Genomic DNA, 538 nt, shown 5'->3' with positions numbered 1-538 from the left:
GGCTGATGTACTGCACCCTCGGCGTCTTCGTCGGGATGGTCGTCGGCGTCCTGCCCGGACTGGGCGCGCTGGCCGCGATCTCGATCCTCTATCCGATCACCTTCCATGTGGCGCCAGAGTTCGCGCTGATCATGCTGGCGGGCATCTATTACGGCACCTCCTATGGCGGCAAGACGACGGCCATCCTGCTTAACGTCCCCGGCACGACCGATGCGGCGGTGGTCTGCCTCGACGGCCACCCGATGGCGAAACAGGGGCGCGCCGGCGTTGCGCTGTTCATGAGCACGCTGGCCGCCTTCAAGGGCGCGGCCATCGGGATCGTCATCGTGATGCTGTTTTCGCCGGTCATCGCCTCGGCCGCGCTCAGCTTCGGCTCGCCCGAATATTTCGCGCTGATGGCCATGGGCCTGCTGGCCACCACCGCCATGTCCGACAGCGGCCCGTCGAAGAGCATCGCGATGGTCGTGCTGGGGATCATCGTCGGCCTGGCGGGAACCGACGTGAACAGCGGGGCCGAGCGCTTCACCTTCGGGCTGAT

General features: G+C 66.5%; 1 protein-coding gene. It reads left to right on the top strand.

Annotated features, from left to right (window positions below):
• Positions 1 to 2 precede the first annotated feature (2 nt).
• Positions 3 to 538: tripartite tricarboxylate transporter permease (locus CKO11_RS17315; protein WP_223641552.1), on the top strand; the 536-nt coding region annotated here is incomplete at its 3' end.

The organism is Rhodobacter sp. TJ_12 (genome assembly GCF_020023995.1).
In the GTDB taxonomy this organism is placed as follows: domain Bacteria; phylum Pseudomonadota; class Alphaproteobacteria; order Rhodobacterales; family Rhodobacteraceae; genus Rhodobacter.
Note: the sequence above shows the minus strand (reverse complement) of the source record. Positions and strands in the feature narration are given on the sequence as shown.